Source organism: Aeromonas dhakensis (genome assembly GCF_000820305.1).
In the GTDB taxonomy this organism is placed as follows: Bacteria; Pseudomonadota; Gammaproteobacteria; order Enterobacterales; family Aeromonadaceae; genus Aeromonas; species Aeromonas dhakensis.
The window spans coordinates 35,357-52,455 of record NZ_CDBH01000064.1 but is presented as its reverse complement, the minus strand read 5'-3'; the positions used below and the strand labels follow the sequence as shown (position 1 = coordinate 52,455).

Genomic DNA, 17,099 nt, shown 5'->3' with positions numbered 1-17,099 from the left:
CATGTCCGATCCATTCAGTCACGACATCCAGCCCGGTTTTCGGCTGGAGCGACACGGCCCGCTGGCCGAGCTGGTGCTGTCGCGCCCGGCCCGCCACAACGCCTTTGACGCCGACCTCATGCTGGGGCTGCTCGACTGCCTCGACGAGCTGGCCCACACCCACGGCCAAGCCCTCGCCGACCGCCCCCACGCCCTGCTGCTGCGGGCGGAAGGCAAGCATTTTTGCGCCGGCGCCGATCTTAACTGGATGCGCAACCAGGCCCACGCCGATTTCGAGCACAACCGGGAAGACGCCCGGGTACTGGCCCGGTTGATGCAAACCCTGGACGAGCTTCCTTTCCCCACGGTGGCGCTGGTGCAGGGCGCCGCCTACGGCGGGGCACTCGGCCTCATCTGCGCCTGCGATCTGGTGCTGGCCGCCGATGACGCCCGCTTCTGCCTCTCCGAGGTGAGCCTCGGGCTGGTGCCCGCGGTGATCAGCCCCTACGTGGTGCGCGCCATGGGAATGCGCCAGGCCCGTGCCCTGATGCTCAGCGCCGAACCGTTCGATGCGGTCACTGCCTGCCGGCTCAACGTGGCGCACCGGCGCTGCCCGCCGGATCAGCTGCTGGCCGAAGGACGCGCGCAGGCCCTGCGTCTGTGCCGCAACGGGCCAGAGGCGATGAAAGAGACCAAGCGGCTGCTGGCCGCCCTCGAGAGCCACAGCGCCAGCCTGCACGAAGAGAAAACCGTCGAGACCATCGCCCGGGTACGGGTCGGTCTCGAAGCCCAGGAGGGGATGCAAGCCTTCTTCGACAAACGCTCCCCCAGCTGGCGCCCCCGTTTCAAGGACGAAGCATGACTCAATACCACTCCATCAAGCGCCTGCTGATCGCCAACCGCGGCGAAATCGCCGTGCGGATCATCAAGACCGCCCGGCGCCTCGGCATTCACACCATCGCCCTCTACTCGGACGCCGACGCCCGCGCCATGCATGTGCGCGAAGCCGACGAAGCCTGGCATCTGGGGCCGGCCCCCGCCCGGGAGAGCTACCTCGACACCGGCAAGGTGCTGAAGATTGCCAAAGAGGCGAACGCCGACGCCATCCACCCGGGCTACGGTTTTCTCTCCGAGAACAGCGACTTTGCCGCCGCCTGCGAGCAGCGGGGCTTGCGCTTCATCGGCCCAAGCGGCGCCGCCATCCTCGCCATGGGCGACAAGTCCGGCGCCAAGGCGCTGATGCAGGCCGCCGGCGTGCCGGTGCTGCCCGGTTATCACGGCGCGGATCAGCACCCCGACTTTTTGCGCGATCAGGCGAGCCAGGTGGGCTTTCCGCTCCTTATCAAGGCGGCCAGTGGCGGCGGTGGCAAGGGGATGCGGCGGGTCGATCAGCTGGCCGACTTTGACGCGGCCCTGGCGGCGGTCAAGCGGGAGGCAAGTTCTGCCTTCGGTGACGACCATGTGCTGCTGGAACGCTATCTCGCCTACGCCCGCCACGTGGAGGTGCAGGTGTTTGCCGATACCCTCGGCAACGCCATCTATCTGGGGGATCGGGACTGCTCGTTGCAGCGCCGCCACCAGAAGGTGATCGAGGAGGCCCCCGCCCCCGACATCCCTCCGGCGCTGCGCCGTGCCATGGGCGAGGCGGCCATCGCCGCCGCCCGGGCCATCAAGTATCGAGGAGCCGGCACCATCGAATTTCTGCTGTGCGGGGAGGAGTTCTTCTTCATGGAGATGAACACCCGGCTACAGGTGGAGCACCCGGTCACCGAGGCCGTCACCGGCCAGGATCTGGTGGCCTGGCAGTTGGCGGTGGCCGAAGGCAAGCCGCTGCCGCTCACCCAGGATGAGGTGGTGCTGCGCGGCCACGCGGTGGAGGCGCGCCTCTACGCCGAGGACGTGGCCGCCGGTTTTCTGCCCGCCAGCGGCCCCATCAATTGGCTTCACTGGCCGGCTGACGTGCGCATCGACACCGGCGTCGGTGCTGGCGATGCGGTAAGCCCCTATTACGATCCCATGATCGCCAAGCTGATCGCCCATGCACCGAGCCGCAGCGAAGCCTTTGCCAGCCTGGCCGACGCGCTGGCGGCGCTGGAGCTCGGCCCCCTGGTGCATAACGGTCCGCTCTTGCTGCGCCTGTGCGAAGAGCCAGAGGTGCTGGCGATGGGCCACCACACCCAGTGGCCCATTCCCACCGACCCCCTGCCCGTTCCGGCGCTCGCCTGGCCGCTCGCCGCCCTCTGGCTCGCCAGTCGCCAGCGCGATGCCTCCCCCTGGCAGCAGGCAACAGGCTTTCGGCTCGGCCCCAACCGCAGCTTCAGCGCAGCGGTGCGTATCGGCGAGGAGGCCCGCGTGCTGACCCTCACCGAGCGAGCCGGCGCCCTGCTCTGGCAGGGCGAACAGATCCCGTTCGAGCTTGGGCCGGATCATGTTCGCCTGCAGCAGGCCGGCAGCTGGCAACGCTACCCGCTGCAGTCCCTCGGCGAGGGCGACTATCTGCTGCAACTGGCGGGCAGGCGCATCCGCTTCTCGGCCGACGATCAGCATCATCAGCTGCACCATGATCACCAGGTGGGCGGCGGCGCCGGCATCCTGGCCCCCATGCACGGCATAGTCGTGGCGCTGCAGGTCGAGGCCGGCCAGCCGGTCAGCAAGGGGCAGCCCCTGCTGGTGCTGGAGGCCATGAAGATGGAGCACGTCCTCAAGGCCGACCGGGATGGGGTGATCGAAGCGCTGCAGTGCCGCCAGGGAGAACAGGTGAGTCAGGGCGCCGTGCTGGTGCGCTTTGCCGAAGAGCAGACCGAGCAGGAGGTACGCTCATGAACCGAGCACAGGAGAACCGGGACGACAAGGTCAGCCTGGTGGAGATGGGGCCGCGGGACGGCCTGCAAAATGAAACTGCGACCCTCTCGCTGGTGCAGCGGCTGGAGCTCATCGCACGGCTGGCCGAGAGCGGGCTGCAGCGCATCGAGGTGGGCGCCTTCGTCTCCCCCAAAAAGGTGCCGCAGATGGCGGATTCCGCCGCACTGTTCGACGCCCTGCCGCGCAAGGTTGCAACCCGTTACGGCGCCCTGGTGCCCAATCTGCAGGGGCTGCAGGCCGCCATCGCCGCCCGCGCCGACGAGATAGGCCTCTTCACCGCCTGCTCGGACGGCTTTACCCGGGCCAACATCGGCATCAGCGTGGAGGAGTCGCTGGTGCGCTTCGCCCCCCTGGTGCAGGAGGCGCGCAGCCTCGGCATCAAGGTGCGCGGCTACCTCTCCACCGTCATCGCCTGCCCGTTCGATGGCCCGACCCGGCCCAAGCGGGTCGCCGCCATGGCCGAGCGACTGCTGGATCTGGGCTGCCACGAGATATCCCTCGGCGACACCATAGGCGTCGGCACCCCTGGCACGGTGGCCCCCATGCTGGATGCGGTGCTGCACGAGATCCCGGCCGGCCGGCTGGCGGTCCATTTTCACGACACCTATGGCCAGGGGCTGGCCAACCTGCTGCCGGCGCTGGAGCGCGGCATCCGCACCATCGACAGCTCGGTGGCCGGGCTCGGTGGTTGCCCCTATGCCCCCGGCGCCTCCGGCAACGTCGCCTCGGAGGAGGTGGTCTATCTGCTGCACGGCCTTGGCATGAGCACAGGCGTCGATCTCGACAAGCTGGCCGCCACCGGCCAGTGGGTGAGCGAACAGCTCGGCCGCCCCAACGGTTCTCGGGTCGGCCGGGCCCTGCACGCCAATGCCGAGCGGCTGCGCACGCGGCTGTGCCAGCCATCCCCGCACTCATCCCCGCACTAAGGAGCCCCGCCATGCCCAATACCCTCGCCCACGGACTCGCCGGCAAGGAGGTGACCTACAGCATCTCCGAGCTGGCTCACGAGTTCGACATCACCCCGCGCACCATCCGCTACTACGAGGACGAGGGGCTCATCACCCCGACCCGGGAGGGACAGACCCGCATCTACAGCCACAAGGACAAGATCCGCCTCAAACTGACCCTGCGCGGCAAGCGCCTCGGCTTCAGCCTGGCGGAGATCCGCGAGCTGTTCGACATGTATGACACCGACCGCTCCAGCAAGACCCAGCTCAACTCCATGATCCAGCTCATCGAAACCAAGCGCCACTCCCTGCGCCAGCAGCTGGAGGATATCCAGATGGTGATGGCCGAGCTGGAGGCGGCCGAGCAGCGCTGCGTAAATTCCCTTAACGGCTTGAAAACTGGCGCAGATTAACCGAATCTGGGGTTATTTACCCCCTTCCGGGAGCCCCGATGAAACGCTGGTGCTGGTTGTTGCTGCTGCTCTGCTGCGGGGCATGGGGCCACCCTGTGATCCGGGTCGGCGGCTACCCCTATGCCCCCTTTGTGATCAAGGATGCGAACGACGGCTATCACGGGCTAACCCTGGATCTTATCGCCCAGCTCAACGACATCCAGCGGGACGTGCGTTTCGTCTTCGTGCCCACCTCCGCCGCTCACCGCTACCAGGCGCTGGCCCTCGGTCGTTTCTCCCTGATCCTGTTTGAAGACATCCATTGGGACTGGCATGCCGATGAGGTGCTGATGACCCGTCCGCTGCTGCTGGGTGGAGAGATCTATGTTGCGCTCAAGGCGCCGGGGCGGGATCAAACTGTCTTTGATCATCTGGAGCAACGCCAGCTGATCGGCGTCAGCGGCTATCACTACGGCATCGCCGATTTCGACGCGACACCGGGCAACATGAAGCGACGCTTCAACATCACCTTGGTCAAGGACAACGTCAGCGCCCTGCAGGGGCTGTTCAAGGGGCGCGGCGAGGTGGCCATCATCAACCTCTCCTACCTCAACCAGTTCGAGAAAGAACAGCCGGAACAGGCCGCACGACTGCTGCGATCGGACAAATGGGATCAGCAATACGCGCTGCGAGCCCTGCTCAGCCCGGATAGCAGGGTCTCGGTGCAGCAGCTGGAGCTGTGGCTGGATGCGCTTGAAAAGAGCGGAAAACTGGCAAGCCTCTGGACAAGGTACGGCGTACAGAATCAAGTGGCACCATGATAATGACCTGAAAGTTTGTTACCCTATGCGCATCAATTGGAGACCCTCATGCCCAAGCCCCTGCGTGCCCGCCTGCTGCGCTACGCTCTCTACTTCTGCGCCGCCCTGCTCTGTTCTCTGCTCATTCTGTTATGGCAAGCCCCCACCCTCACCCAGCGCCACCTGCCGGCCTGGCTGGCCAAACACTACGGTCTGTACCTGACCCTGGGGGAGATTGACATCGGCCTGCGCCACCCCTCCCTCGCCATCGGCCCCACCACCCTGTTCGATGACCAGCAACAGCCCCTCGTCGCCTTCGATCGCTTGCAGCTCACCCCCCTGATAGGGGAAAGCTGGCGCCAGCGCGCCCTGATCCTCGATGAGGCACTGCTGGTCAAGCCGACGGTCAATCTGGTACGACTGGCGGATCGCGGCCAAGACGTTCGCTTCAACCTGACCGAGGCGCTGGCCAGCCTGCTCGCGCCGGGTGACGCCGCGACCACCGACAGCGGCGCCCCACTGCTGGTGCAGATCAACCGGCTGGCGGCCGAGCAGGGTCACATCACCTATCAGGACAGCCGCAAGCAGAGCAGCCCCGGCTGGGTGCCCACCCTGGCCCTGAGCGGGCTCGACCTGCAACTGCCACGCTTTTCCACCGCTCCGGGCCGTGCCAACCCTTTCGTGCTAGGAGCCACCCTCAATAAGCAGAGCCCACTCAAGGCGAGCGGCGAGCTCGACATCATGAGCGGCGCCGGCAAGGGTAAGATCAGCCTCGGCAAACTGGCCCTCACCCCCTTCGCCCCGCTCTGGGCCCCCTATCTCGACGTCAAGCTGGCCAAGGGCGAGGCCAACGCCGAGCTGGCCTACCAGATAGCCGAGGGCAAGCAGGGGCTGGGCTGGCAACTCTCCAAGGGCAAGCTGACCCTCAATGACTGGCAGCTCCAGCGCCGCAAGGGCGGCGAATTTGCCCGCTTCAAGCAGCTGGCGCTGACCGGCATCGCGCTCGATGGCAACAAGCAGGCGCTGCAGATCGACCGGGTGACGCTCCAGGCGCCGGCCGTCAGCGCGATACTCGATGCCAACCAGCAGCTGGATCTGGCGACCCTGCTGATCCCCCAGCCGCCGGTCAAAACCAGTAAAGCCGCCAAACCGGCCGCCCCGGCCAAACCCTGGCGCTGGAGCCTCAAGCAGACCCGCATCGAACAGGGCCAGCTCAAGCTGACCGAATCGAGCAGCGGCAAGCCGCTGCTGCGAGAGCTCTCCGCCCTGACGCTGGCCCTGGGTCCGTTGGGCAGTCAGAGCGGACAGAGCAGCCCGCTCACCTTGAGCGGGGCGCTCAACAACCAGGCAAAACTGGACTTTGACGGCGACCTCGCCCTGGCGCCCTTCAGCCTCAACGGCGAGATCAAGCAACAGGGTCTGCCGCTCAGCTGGGCCCAGCCCTACCTGCAAGATCTGCTGCGCATCAGTGTGCGCGACGGCCAGCTTGCCAGCCGCACCAAGCTAGCGCTGGCCACCGATGCCAAGGGGACATTGAGCAAGCTGGAGCTGAGCGGCGGGCTCGACATCGATCGGCTCAACGTACTGGATCGGGCCGACAACCAGCGCCTGTTGCAAATTGAGCAACTGCAACTGAGCGGCCTGCACTACGACGGCATCAGCCAGCAGATGAAGATCGACGACATCCTGCTGCGCAAACCCTTCGCCCGCATCGAGATCAACGAGGACAGGGTCACCAACGTGCAGCAACTGCTGCTGCCGCAACCGGCCACGGCCAAGCCCGCCAGCAGCGGGCCGGCCCCCCGCGTCAGCATCGCCCAGGTGCGCACCGAACAGGGCAACCTGCGCTTTGCCGATCGCAGCCTGAGCCCGGAATTCGTGGTGGACATCGCTTCCCTCAGCGGCCAGAGCCGTCACATCAGCAACATCCCGGGCCAGCGCTCCGAGCTGGCCTTCAACGGCAAGGTGGACCGCTATGCCCCGGTAACCATTCGCGGCGGCACCAACCTGCTGATCGAGCAGCCGGTGCTGGATGTGGCCGTCACCTTCAACAACCTGGAGCTCACCACCTTCACCCCCTACTCCAGCACCTACGCCGGTTACGCCATCGACAAGGGCCAGCTCTCCATGAAGCTCAACTACCAGTTGCACGGCAACCGGCTGGAGGGGGACAACGACATCACCATCAAGAAGCTGCAGCTGGGGGAAAAGGTCAAGAGCGAGCAAGCCAAGGATCTGCCGCTGGGGCTGGCGGTTGCCCTGCTGAGCGATGCCAACGGCGTCATCCAGATGAACCTGAAAGTGAAGGGCAATCTGGATCAGCCTGACTTCAGCCTCGGCAACATCTTCTGGGACGTGCTTGGCAACACCCTGCGCAAGGCGGTCACCTCCCCCTTCTCGCTGCTCGCCTCCCTGGCGGGTGGCAGCGAGGATCTGGACGAGCTGCCCTTCCTGCCCGGTGAGCCGGATCTCACTCCCACTCAGCAGGAGAAGCTGACCAAGCTGGCACAAGCCCTCAAGGACAGACCCAAGCTCAGCATGAACATTCGCGGCAAGGTCAACTTCAACGAGGAGCGCCCCATACTGCAGCGCCAGAAGCTCGAACGGGTGCTGGCCAAGATCACCGGCAACCCGGTGGATCTCGATCTGCTGGAGCAGGACCCCGCCATGCAATCGGCACTGGCAGAGGCCTATGAGGCGCGCTTCAACGAAGATCTCGGGGATCTGGCCGATCGGCTGAAGCTCGATGAGGCGAGTCCGGCCCTGCGCGCCCAGGCGGTGCTCCTGCTGCGGGATCAGCAGCTCATCACCGCCAAGTCCCTGCGCAATCTGGCCATGCGCCGTGCCCAGAACACCAAGGAGTTTCTGGTGGACCGCCAGGGGATCGCGCCGGAGCGGCTGTTTGTGCTGGACAGCCAGGTCAGGGAGGCCGACAAGGAGGCCAAGGTGGTACTGACCCTGGACGATTGAGCCGGTGACATCAGCAGGATGAGGGGGATGCTATTCCCCCCCTCTTCTTTGGGATTGAGCCCTTCTTTCGAGGGCTGTTGCCGAGCACATGCCCGCGTTCCTTCTTTCCCCCTTCATCCGGCCAGCCCTCTCGGCTATCCAGCAACAATCTGCGTCACTGCATAAGGCCAACTGCAGAACCCAAGCTCGCGTTCAACACTTTATCACCCCCATCCTGACCCCTTGTTTCAGATATCCACCTCGTCAGCTCACTCGCCCGGCGCAATGCCCCTTGCTCAACCATGCCGAAGCCGCGGACAGGCAGTCAGGTCGTTTGTATTGAACCGGTCATTGACGCCTCTTGTCTGATGGCATATGAGCATATTTTTTGGCCTCAGGTGTGCTCAGGTTTGGCGATGAAAATATGGTAGACAGCGCGGCTCAACCATCGTCTCGAACTGTATGAAACTTTCAGAAACGTTCTGCTCAATACAATTTATCAACCTTGTCCGCACCATTCATTCACCAGCCGTCTACCTGGATCGCACGAATGGTCAGCCGGGTAAAAAATTCCGTTATTTTTTTACTGTTTCGTCCCTTCCGCCTCTTGCCCGAGGCCAATAGCCTGCCTAAAATCGCGCGTCTTTTATCAACCCCCACCTCTATTTTTGGAGAACGCCACGTGAGCGAAAAATTGGCCAACCCTGCCCCTCTGGGTCTGATGGGTTTCGGTATGACCACCATTCTGCTGAACATCCATAACGCAGGTTTCTTCCCCATCAGCGCCATGATCCTGGCCATGGGCCTGTGCTATGGCGGTCTGGCCCAGATCATCGCCGGTATCATGGAGTACAAGCGCGGCAACACCTTCGGTGTGACTGCCTTCATCTCCTACGGCACCTTCTGGTGGAGCCTGGTGTTCCTGCTGGTGATGCCGACCATGGGTCTGGCCGAAGCCACTCCGCACGCCTACATGGGCTGGTACCTGCTGATGTGGGGCATGTTCACCCTGTTCATGCTGATCGGGACCGTCAACTACCCGCGCGTGAAGCAGTTCGTGTTCGCCTCCCTGACCGTGCTGTTCTTCCTGCTGGCCGCCCGTGACTTCACCGGCAGCACCCTGATCGGCACCATCGCCGGTTTCGAAGGCATCATCTGCGGCGCCAGCGCCATCTATCTGGCCATGGCCACCGTGCTGAACGAGCAGTTCGGCCGCACCGTGCTGCCGATCGGCGATCACAAGAAAGCCGCCGCCGTTCAGCTCAAAGCCGCTGCCTAAGCACCCGGCCGACACAGCTGTCACGAAAAAGGCACCCCGCGGGGTGCCTTTTTGTTGGGCGCGATTTGCCAGGTTCACCCGACTAGCCGTGATACTCGGGCTCACCCGCCAGCAGTCGGGTCGCCGGAAAACGCGTCGCCGGCTGCTGGCCGAAGAAGCGGGTGAACTGCTGGTACACCGCCGGATAGGTGTCGCGCAGGCGCAGCGGATCGGTAAAAAAGCTCTCGCTGCACACCGCAAAAAACTCGGCCGGGTGCGAGGCGGCGTAAGGGTCGATGGCGGTAGGCTCATGGCGATCCAGTTGCGCCTGCATGGCATCGAATGCTGCCTGCAGCGCACTCGTCCACTGGCGCGGATCCATGCCTGCCGGCAGCGGCGGCGCCCCGTCGGCCTCCCCTCCCAGCATGTCGAGCTTGTGGGTCAGCTCGTGGATCACCAGATTGAAGCCGTCCCAGTCACCGTCCTGCTGCAGCTCGCTCCAGGCCAGTACCAGCGGCCCCTGGGGCCAGGATTCGCCGGCGTTCTCCTCTTCCACCTCGCTCACCAGCCCGAACTCGTCCTGTACCTGCTGGCGGCGCACCACAGGCTCGGGGATCAGGATGATTTCGTGAAAGCCCCGATACCAGTCGAGCCCCAGATGCAGAATGGGCAGCGCCGCCTGCAGGGCCAGCACCGCCTGCTGACGGGGGGTAAGCGTCACCCCGATCTGGGTGAGGGTCTTGCGGGCCAGCAGTTGCTGCGCCAACCCGATCAGGGTCTCCTCCTCCTCCCGGGAAAAGCCCTGCAAAATGGGCACCGCGGCCAGGGCCTGCTGCCACTCCAGGGCATCCGGCCCCTGCTCATCTTGCCGGGACGCACCACCAAACACACTTCGTAAGCGAGACCAGAACACACAGACTCCTCTTGCTGATCAGACTGTTTTCACAAACCGTTTCGGACGCTCGACATACCCCTGCGCCAGATAGAAGCGATGGGCCCCTTCCCGCTTGAGGCTGCTGGAGAGCTCCAGCTGGCTGCACCCCCGCGCCTGTGCATGGCTCTCTGCCACGGCCAGCAGGGCGGCCCCCACTCCGCTTCCCCTTGCACCCTCATCGACAACCAGCGCCGAGATCAGGCCCCACTCTGGTGCAACGTGTAGCGGGTTCAGGCAGTGCCACACCAAGACGCCTGCGATCCCCTCATCCAGGCAGGCCACCAGCACCTCGCGGGCCGGATCCGGCGTCAGCCAGCGCTCCTCCAGCTCCTGTGGGCTGACCGGGTAGCCCAGCTGGCCAAACAAGTCGGCCATGGCGGCCACATCCCCGGCGCAGGCCGGGCGGATCACCGCCGTCTCTCTCTCTGTTTGCATCCTTGGCCTCGATTTTGCTCTGCTTCTCCCCCACGGGCATGCCGATGAAAGAGGAGATGATACCGGGTTGACACCGCATTTTGTCCAACCACATCACGATTTGTTAATGTCAATTCACAAATTAACAAGGTGACAACATATTTCGCTAGGAAGCCCTTGCACAAATCGATATGTTAAAACCCGCGGACTGGCCAGTGGAAACTTCCGCCACCGACCGGTCCCCAATCATAACGAGTGACTCCAGGGTCACCTGAAATTTAAGGGAGCGGGGCAGAGACCCCGCCAACAAGACAGCACAACAAAGGAGTTGTTGTACATGAATGAGATCGTCAATGCCATCAATGGTGTGATTTGGAGCCCTGCGCTCATCTACCTGTGTCTGGGGGTAGGCCTCTACTTCTCCCTGCGCAGCCGCTTTTTGCAACTGCGTCACATCAAGGAGATGATCCGCTTGATGTTTGATGGCAAGAGCACGGATGCGGGGGTCTCCTCCTTCCAGGCGCTGGCCATGACCCTGGCCGGTCGCGTCGGTACCGGCAACATCGCCGGGGTCGCCACCGCCATCACCTTCGGTGGCCCGGGCGCCCTGTTCTGGATGTGGATGGTAGCCTTCCTCGGCGCCAGCTCCGCCTTCGTGGAGTCCACCCTGGGTCAGGTCTACAAGGAGAAGATCAACGGCGAATACCGCGGCGGCCCGGCCTTCTACATCGAGAAAGGGCTTGGCATGAAGTGGTACGCCTGGACCTTCGCCATTGCCACCGTGTTTGCCTGCGGCGTGCTGCTGCCAGGGGTGCAGGCCAACTCCATCGGCGCCAGCCTGCAAAACGCGTTTGATATCGATCCGAACGTCACCGCCGCCGCTCTGGCACTGCTGCTCGGCTTCATCATCTTCGGTGGCGTCAAGCGTATCGCCAGCTTCGCCAGTACCGTGGTGCCCTTCATGGCGCTGGGCTACATCATCGTCGCCTGCGTCATCATCGCCCTCAACATCCATGCGCTGCCGGGCGTGATCCTGCTGATCTGGAAGAGCGCGTTCGGGATGGATGCCGGCTTCGGTGCCATTCTGGGTCTGGCCATCATGTGGGGGGTCAAACGCGGGGTCTACTCCAACGAAGCAGGCCAGGGTACCGGTCCGCACGCCTCCTCCGCCGCCGCGGTAAGCCACCCGGCCAAACAGGGCCTGGTGCAGGCGTTCTCCGTCTACATCGACACCCTGTTCGTCTGCTCCGCCACCGGCTTTATGCTGCTCATCACCGGCCTCTACAACGTGCAGGGACCGGATGGCGCGGCGCTCTATACCGGCATTGCCGGCGTGGCTGCGGGCCCGGGCTATGTGCAGACCGCCATGGAGAGCATGATGCCTGGCTTTGGCAGCATGTTCGTGGCCATCGCGCTGTTCTTCTTCGCGTTCACCACCATCGTTGCCTACTACTATATCGCCGAGACCAACATCGCCTACATCAACCGCAAGATGAATCGCCCCTGGCTCACCTTCTTGCTGAAGATTGCCCTGATGGCCGCCACTGTCTACGGCACCGTCAAGACCGCCGATCTGGCCTGGGGCATGGGTGACATCGGGGTCGGCCTGATGGCCTGGCTCAACATCATCGCCATCCTGCTGCTGCAAAAGACCGCCTTCACCTGTCTGAAAGACTACGAGGCCCAGCAGGCCCAAGGGCTGGATCCGGTGTTCCACCCGGAGAAACTCGGCATCAAGAACGCCGACTACTGGTCTGGTCACCGCTCCGAAGACAACCTGGAGCAGGAGAAATCCGGTCACTCGTTCGAGCCGGATCAGGATCGCAAGATCTCCTGATCGCGCACCACTCCCCAACAAAAATGGCAGCCTTGGCTGCCATTTTTATTTCCTTAATTTCAATGATTTTCATTAATATCAGTTAGTTGCGTGCCAAAAACATCGACGGCGCCTACCTGGACGATGACGAAGAGGCTGGCACCGCCGCCGATGAGGGCGCCCTGCATGCCGTGGCCTGGGCCAGTTGGTGGGGTATTCGCACCTTCCAGCAGAACGGCGGCGCCCCGGTCGGGGTATGGCGCGAGCTGCGCCGCATCAGCAATGCCAAGCAGCATGCCGAACTGGTTGGCCCACCCAAGCCAGTGCTGCAAGACCCGCGCTTTGAGGCAGCCCGCTTTGCCGCAGATAACGGCATCTTTCGCTGCTACCTGCACGCCATGGGCGGCGCACTGGCCACCCGTGTCGAACACCCCATCAAGCTGGCCCACCTTATTGAGGAGCAAGCAAACAGCTATGGCGAAGACATCAAGCGCCTGATGGGCATTACCTCCGCTCGCCTGGGCATCAAGACCCGCCTGCAAGGGTGGGAAATTGTGCCTGCCGGCACCCATGAAGCCAGGAAAGCCGCCTAGGCTGCAGCGAGGGGGTTGGGGTTAAGACGGGCGACAGCCCGGCACCTTGGAGCTCTGACAATAACTGTACGCGGCTAGATCCTGATGCCTTCACAGACCAGATCATGAGGGAACAATGGGGGTTATCGCCCTTCTCCATTTATCGATTACGGGCTGGTGCCAGCGTCACGGCTGACGGTTTCACCCTCCGGCTGGAGAACGGACAGCTGCAATCGTGCAGATCGCTACCAAGCGATCCGGATTGGGAGCTCGATGGCCAGCCACCCGCAGAGCAGAGCCAGCTGGATGAATACGTTGTACCAGAGGGGGATGAGGACTGGCCGATGCTGATTGAGCTGTGCTGTAAGGTTTACCAAGCACAAGGCCACGCCGGGGCGCACAGCTGGATCGAAATGCTGCCGCAGCCATACCTGTCCCACATGTGGGCAGAACTGGAGAGACTGGACACCCAGGAGTGGGTGCTAGAACAGAACGACCACAGCGAGGTGTGAGTATGTACAACATAAAGGCCGTCAGCCGCGAAGAGTACCGCCGCTTGGATAATCGGGTGACCAGCATTCTCCAGCAGCGCTGGCCTGCTAAAGAGATAAGCCAGTGGATGAGGATTCAAGGGCAAACAGCAGTACGTGGCCTGCGCCATCCTGCACCGCCGGTACCCTCGCACAGCACAGCTGGCCCTGCCAGCCATCGTCCCAGAGGTGCCGAACCCATTTCAGTCCAGCGCCAACCGCCATATCGAGAAGGGGCTCACCTTGTGGTCATCGACCAGAACAACACCATCCTGTGTGCCATCACCGCTCTCTCCAACCTAGGGACAACCGCACAGATCAACCCAACTTACCAGCCTGCACTGCACCAGCTCGTGGTTGACCATCATCAACATGAGGAGGCCCTCGCACAGCCTTAAGAAATACTGCTCAGGGCCTGCTGATATGAGTACCAGAAGGCCCTCGCTTTTCCCTTCTCTCTCGTTCCGCCGCCCTACCTATTCCATGTAATACGGGTCGTCTCGATCACAATCCTGACTTGTTCACGAAAACGAGGCTTGGTGGATCTTTCCATTACAGCTCCTTGAGTGTATTGTTGCACCTCGACACGAGCGGAGCCAAAAGAGGAACCGCCGCGCATATGTTCAGCACCAGAGGTAGATGATAAGGTTATGATTTAAAATGGTTTTTTCATAATGCTTATCAGGGTGATTCGAAATTATATGGAAGGCTCCCTTAACGGATTAGTATCGCCATCCATCTAATCGACGTTATGTCTCTCGGAAGGTAAAGGATAAAAGAAGTGGCTATTAATCAAACTGATATTAAAAAGTTGTTCAGCCGGTCGGCCGGTCAATGCAATATGTGCAAGCGAGATGTAATAGAGGACGAAGTAGTTATCGGGGAAATGGCCCACATAATCGCAAAAAGCTCAAAAGGGCCTAGAGGTGATGAAAATACCCCTAGAAATGACACGTATGACAATTTGATTTTGCTGTGTTCTATTGATCATAAGAAAGTTGATTCTCTACCGTTAGAATATACGGAAAATTGGCTCCGTCACACTAAATCAGAACACGAAGCTGATATCGCTGCACGTATTAATAGGACTCGAGAATATGAACATGACCTCCAGTCATTAAATATTCTCTTTGAATTCATACCATTCTTGGACCTGAGAGGAATGGCAATGGACCTACCTCGCAAACTATCCTTGAGGTTTGATATCTCAGAGGTTTTCTATAATTTTAGAAAAGGTAACCCTCAGGCTTATCCATTTTGGGATAAAAAACTTACTAAGTTGTGGGAATCATTTTTGTTAGATGCAAACAATATAGAAAATTTTACGTTGAGTAATATATGTGGGAATGAATTTTATCCATTAGGTGAGTTTGGTTCTGACTCTATCTGTTACAATACGTATGTCGGAGAAGACAATGGACTTTTTATTGTAATGAACAAGAGATTCCTATCAGAAGAACAAATAGGACTTGTCGAACAGACAGTGAACCCACTTGTTCAAAATTTTATTAATAGTCATGCGGAGCTTGTCGATTACATTCGTTATCAATTTAAAGAGATCAAGTGGTAGATAGGTATAACATAGCATTTAACTATAATACCTAACGCTTGGCATATTCAGTTCAAAGTTTGGTTTCGTGTTTATGATGCTACGGTTTAGGCTTGGAGACTATGTGGCTCACATCTTAATGCAGCGTTAGAAAAATGGAGTCAGCGAATGGCAAAATTGGTTATGCCAGAAGACAAAGAACTATTGATTTAGCGGGCATTAAGAGCATTAGGGAATGTAAAGCCAGCAACTAAAGATACAGTCACCCCTCAAGATTTTCTATTAAAGGCCGGACGCACAAATGCAGGTAGACAATTACCTGCATACTACTTAGTCTATTTTCTATTGCATGACCTTCTCGGTTTTAATGACTTAGGTCCATGTGAAAAAGTGTCATGGTCAATTCCAATTGATTACAATGGAAAGGCCTTTTTAGTAGAACATAGAAAATTTGGGCTCGGTGTATTTGCTTACGATCTGAAGAATGATGAAACTGAAGCCATGGAAATAACCAAAGCTATCCAAAAAGCAGTAAAGGTAGCTGAATCATATTATGAATGGGTTGCAACGGAAGCTGTCTCCAAGTCGCATCTTAATGTAAGTAACAACTGTACTGAACTGTTTGGTCGATACGAATATTTGTTGAACCTTTATAAAAAGGAGCCGCAGGAGGCCATCGAACGAAAGGAAGAAGTGCATACCAAAACAACTAAAACAACTAAAACAACTAAAACAACTAAAACAACTAAAACAACTAAAACAACTAAAACAACTAAAACAACTAAAACAACTAAAACAACTAAAACAACTAAAACAGAACATGGTACTTTTTCGACACATGAGCGACCTTACTTTCAACTTAGGAAAAATGCAAACTGGTTAGCGATTTCAGCTATAGAAGCATTTTTTAGCTGGACTGAAAATTTGTTTGTACATTTAACTGTGGTAGCTAGAGGCGAATCTGATGGAAACAGTGTTGCAAATCTTGCTCTTGCTGAATGGCAAGAAAAGTTCACTTCAGCATTGGATATTACTGATCGAGAGACTAAGAATTACTTTGATCAATTAATTTTTGTCCGACGCCAGTTAAGAACTTTTATTGCTCATGGAGCATTTGGCAAAAACGGTGAAACATTTCACTTTCACTCATCTGTAGGCGCAGTACCTGTAATAATGCCCCATCAAAAAGGGAAAAATAAATTTTCCTTATTTGGTGGTTTATCATTTAACGAAGATGAAGTAATATCTTTACTTGAAAGCTTTACTGAGTTTCTTTGGAGTTCTGAAATTTCTCCAGCAATGTATTATGTTATGGAAAGCTATCTACCGGTGATTCTGACTATGGCGAAGGACGGCTCTTATGCTAGAGCAATGTCGAGCCGTGAAGACATGGAGGAATTTGTAGAGCATCTAAGCCATCAGTTTGACCAAGCAGCAAACATGGATTGGTGAATTTTTATAAAAATCTGTTTAAGAGTGATTCACAACTCTAGGTATTTTTGCCATACGTTGTGTTTAAGGTTGTATGCGAGAACTTCGGCGTTGGGTTGCTTACACCTTAACAAGGTGTTATTTGCAATAAAAATGAGATGTCGTACAAAGCACTGTAAAATGGTTTAACTCAGAGAAGGGTTACGGCTTCATTCCGTCTGAAGGTGGAGAAGATCATTATTTCAATGTTCAGAGCATCAATGGTACATCGCTGCCATCAAATGGTGATTCGGTTCAGTTTGAGTCAAGGCCTGGCAATAAAGGTCCAAAAGCAATTAATGTCACAATTACAGCAAAAGCACCCTCGCAGAACACTCGATCCTTTGATAACAAAGTAAACTGCCCGAGTTGTGGTAAAAATTGTACCTAGAATCATTACTTATCGAGGCAGCCCAGAAAAGTCTGGTTTGCCCATATTGTGTTGCAATAGTAATAACATTTAATAATTGCTTCATAGCTACAGGTGTTTATGGTGAACCTTCGTGTTACCAAGTAAGAGAGCTGCTCAAATATCGAGATAACACATTACTTAAAATGTATCGCGGGCAGAGCATTTGTGAATGCTTATTATAAACTATCACCTGCAATAGCCTACTTATTAATAAC

13 protein-coding genes and 2 pseudogenes are annotated in these 17,099 nt (G+C 58.8%); 13 read left to right on the top strand and 2 right to left on the bottom strand.

The genetic code is table 11. The features are described 5' to 3' along the window. Window position 1 precedes the first annotated feature (1 nt). From BN1143_RS18485 to BN1143_RS18455, 7 genes are all read left to right on the top strand, one after another. Window positions 2-841: an enoyl-CoA hydratase-related protein gene (locus tag BN1143_RS18485; protein WP_017779674.1), complete on the top strand. Its 840-nt coding sequence runs from the start codon at window positions 2-4 to the stop codon at window positions 839-841. After that, window positions 838-2,802 (top strand): acetyl/propionyl/methylcrotonyl-CoA carboxylase subunit alpha, encoded by a 1,965-nt coding sequence (locus BN1143_RS18480; protein WP_042051655.1) that lies wholly within the window; start codon window positions 838-840, stop codon window positions 2,800-2,802. The genes BN1143_RS18485 and BN1143_RS18480 overlap by 4 nt, the downstream gene beginning before the upstream one ends. Next, window positions 2,799-3,767 carry a hydroxymethylglutaryl-CoA lyase gene (locus tag BN1143_RS18475; protein ID WP_017779672.1) on the top strand — a complete coding sequence of 323 codons (969 nt, stop codon included), beginning with the start codon at window positions 2,799-2,801 and terminating at the stop codon, window positions 3,765-3,767. Before BN1143_RS18480 ends, BN1143_RS18475 begins: the two co-directional genes overlap by 4 nt. 11 nt (window positions 3,768-3,778) lie before the next feature. Beyond that, the gene (locus BN1143_RS18470; RefSeq protein ID WP_005301493.1) at window positions 3,779-4,201 is read left to right on the top strand and encodes a MerR family transcriptional regulator; all 423 of its coding nucleotides are present in this window, start codon (window positions 3,779-3,781) and stop codon (window positions 4,199-4,201) included. 38 nt (window positions 4,202-4,239) lie between these two features. Further along, the gene (locus BN1143_RS18465) at window positions 4,240-5,001 is read left to right on the top strand and encodes a substrate-binding periplasmic protein (RefSeq protein WP_042051653.1); all 762 of its coding nucleotides are present in this window, start codon (window positions 4,240-4,242) and stop codon (window positions 4,999-5,001) included. Window positions 5,002-5,049: 48 nt separating this feature from the next. Beyond that, window positions 5,050-7,950: a DUF748 domain-containing protein gene (locus BN1143_RS18460; RefSeq protein WP_042051856.1), complete on the top strand. Its 2,901-nt coding sequence runs from the start codon at window positions 5,050-5,052 to the stop codon at window positions 7,948-7,950. Window positions 7,951-8,611: 661 nt separating this feature from the next. Next, window positions 8,612-9,208, top strand: a complete 597-nt coding sequence (locus BN1143_RS18455; RefSeq protein WP_010633807.1) for an acetate uptake transporter — start codon at window positions 8,612-8,614, stop codon at window positions 9,206-9,208. Between the two features lie 82 nt (window positions 9,209-9,290). On the opposite strand, the gene BN1143_RS18450 is transcribed toward BN1143_RS18455, so the two are convergent. Continuing rightward, window positions 9,291-10,100, bottom strand: a complete 810-nt coding sequence (locus tag BN1143_RS18450; protein WP_042051652.1) for a M90 family metallopeptidase — start codon at window positions 10,098-10,100, stop codon at window positions 9,291-9,293. A gap of 18 nt (window positions 10,101-10,118) precedes the next feature. After that, window positions 10,119-10,556, bottom strand: a complete 438-nt coding sequence (locus BN1143_RS18445; RefSeq protein WP_042051650.1) for a GNAT family N-acetyltransferase — start codon at window positions 10,554-10,556, stop codon at window positions 10,119-10,121. A gap of 316 nt (window positions 10,557-10,872) precedes the next feature. On the opposite strand from BN1143_RS18445, the gene BN1143_RS18440 reads away from it, so the two are divergent. From BN1143_RS18440 to BN1143_RS22810, 6 genes and pseudogenes are all read left to right on the top strand, one after another. Then, window positions 10,873-12,372: an alanine/glycine:cation symporter family protein gene (locus BN1143_RS18440; RefSeq protein WP_017764317.1), complete on the top strand. Its 1,500-nt coding sequence runs from the start codon at window positions 10,873-10,875 to the stop codon at window positions 12,370-12,372. Between the two features lie 92 nt (window positions 12,373-12,464). Next, window positions 12,465-13,435 (top strand): annotated as a pseudogene (locus BN1143_RS21545) (replication endonuclease); the annotation flags it as partial. A gap of 2 nt (window positions 13,436-13,437) precedes the next feature. Next, window positions 13,438-13,851 (top strand): hypothetical protein, encoded by a 414-nt coding sequence (locus tag BN1143_RS18430; protein WP_331428972.1) that lies wholly within the window; start codon window positions 13,438-13,440, stop codon window positions 13,849-13,851. 383 nt (window positions 13,852-14,234) lie between these two features. Further along, window positions 14,235-15,023, top strand: coding sequence for an HNH endonuclease signature motif containing protein (locus BN1143_RS22495; protein ID WP_156141322.1), 789 nt, complete (start codon window positions 14,235-14,237; stop codon window positions 15,021-15,023). A 369-nt stretch (window positions 15,024-15,392) separates the two neighbouring features. Next, a complete protein-coding gene (locus BN1143_RS22490) occupies window positions 15,393-16,454 on the top strand; it encodes a hypothetical protein (RefSeq protein ID WP_156141321.1) in 1,062 nt (353 codons plus the stop codon). A 157-nt stretch (window positions 16,455-16,611) separates the two neighbouring features. Continuing rightward, window positions 16,612-16,863: pseudogene (locus BN1143_RS22810) on the top strand (cold-shock protein); the annotation flags it as partial. Window positions 16,864-17,099: the final 236 nt, after the last annotated feature.